Here is a 1,547-nt window from a genome sequence, read left to right as displayed (position 1 = left end):
CCGTCGGCGGCCGGCGTCCCACCGACGGCGGCCGGGCATCCTCCGCCACGTTGCGCGCCACGTACCCCCAGCGCACCGCGTCCGCCAACGCCCGGCGCATCACCCGGTGCACCGTGGCGACCGTCGCCCGGGACAGTCCCGCGCTCTGCGTGCCTCGCCGGTGTACCCGCCCCTGCGTGAGTAGGTGCCCGTACAACAGGTTCAGCCGCACCGGGGTCAGTTCCTGCAACAGCGTCGCCCCGATCACCGGGATCACGTAGGCGTCCTTGCACAGTCGGTACTTTTCCAGCGTCTTCGGGCGTACCGACGCCGTGACCGCGTCGCACCACTCGTTGAGGAAGTCCGCGACCGTGCGCCGCGACCGGGTCACGTGTCGGCCCTTCTCCGCTGCCGCGATCGCGGCCCGGAGCGCCTTTTCCGCTTCCTTGCGGGTGGCGAACCCGCTCTTGCTCGCCTGGCGTCGCTTGCCGGTCAGCGGGTCCGGTCCCAGGTCGAACCGGTACGCCCAGCCGTCGCCCTTGCGGTAGGCGCTGCCCTTCATGCGGCCGCTCCGTCCGGGGTCAGGATCGCGCGCAGACCGGCGGTGACGATGAAGACCCGGCCCCCGAGCCGGCGGGAGGGCAGTTCCCCGGACGAGGCCAGCCGGTAGGCGCCGGCCCGAGAGAGGCCCAGGAGTCCGGCCGCCCGCTCCACCGAGATCAGCGCGGGCAGGCCGTCGAGCGGGTCGGGGCCCGCCGGTGCCGTGGTGGCTGGGACGGCGGCCAGGCGTGGCCGGGCCTGTTCCGTCAGGTAGGCGTCCAGCCGGTCGGCGAGTGCCCGAAGCTCCGCGGGCAACGTGGCGATGTGGTCCGGTGTGGCCTCACCGGTGGCGGACTCCCGGAGCGGGATGCGGAAAGGCATTCTGGGTGTGCTCCTTGTCGGGGAGCGCGCTCCCGGCGCGGTTGCTTGGTTGGCGGGTGCGTCGGGGCGCGACGGCGGAGATGTCGTCGGGCCGGCCGGTAGGCGGTAGATCATGCTGCCTGCCGGTCCGTCCGGGCGGCTTCACGGCGTGACCGGGAGGATTCACGGTGCGACCGTGCTTGGTCGGCGGCCATCTCGGCGAGCATCCGGTCGCCGGTGCGGGCGTAGCCGGACGCCTGATACCGCCAGGACGCAAGGGTGATGACCTGGTCGTCGTCTTCGGGCCGGCCCCAGGCGTCCAGCGGGGTGCGTTCCTCGCCGGTGCGGGTGTGGGTGCGGGCCCAGGTGCGGCGGCGTTCCCGGCAGGCGGCGAACGTCGTGGAATACGTCCGCGACTTGGTGATCCAGTGGCCGTTGAAGCCGAACTGGTGGGCCCACCGGTGCAGGCCGAGTGCGTGGAAGACCGGCCAGGCCGCGAGCCGCCAGGCGGTGGTGACGATGGCGGCCTGATGCGCCGGTAGCAGGAGCCGGCGGGTGTGCAGGTCGTCGGCGTTGCGGATCCGGGAGTCCAGCGCCCCGGACGCGGTGACGGACTTCGTGACGTATTTGGCCAGGTAGTTCCCGACGGTGGCGGGGGTGAGTTCCCC

3 protein-coding genes (1 of these 3 running past the window's edge) are annotated in these 1,547 nt (G+C 72.9%); all 3 read right to left on the bottom strand.

What is annotated here, in order from left to right:
- A partial coding sequence (locus FrCorBMG51_RS25720; RefSeq protein ID WP_200902537.1) for an Arm DNA-binding domain-containing protein occupies positions 1–541 on the bottom strand: 541 nt, incomplete at its 3' end.
- Positions 538–900: a helix-turn-helix domain-containing protein gene (locus tag FrCorBMG51_RS25715; RefSeq protein WP_052914907.1), complete on the bottom strand. Its 363-nt coding sequence runs from the start codon at positions 898–900 to the stop codon at positions 538–540. The genes FrCorBMG51_RS25720 and FrCorBMG51_RS25715, both read right to left, overlap by 4 nt.
- A gap of 110 nt (positions 901–1,010) precedes the next feature.
- Positions 1,011–1,547 carry the end of a replication initiator gene (locus tag FrCorBMG51_RS21125; RefSeq protein ID WP_052914906.1) on the bottom strand. It continues 954 nt past the right edge of the window, so 537 of the gene's 1,491 nt are visible here — the last part of the coding sequence; the start codon falls outside the window, past its right edge; the stop codon is at positions 1,011–1,013.

The sequence above is a fragment of the Protofrankia coriariae genome (assembly GCF_001017755.1).
Classification (GTDB): domain Bacteria; phylum Actinomycetota; class Actinomycetes; order Frankiales; family Frankiaceae; genus Protofrankia; species Protofrankia coriariae.
Note: the sequence above shows the minus strand (reverse complement) of the source record. Positions and strands in the feature narration are given on the sequence as shown.

Bases quoted from the DNA above. Each gene is read 5' to 3' on its own strand.
- FrCorBMG51_RS25715 (WP_052914907.1), bottom strand. From the start codon at position 900: ATGCCTTTCCGCATCCCGCTCCGGGAGTCCGCCACCGGTGAGGCCACA.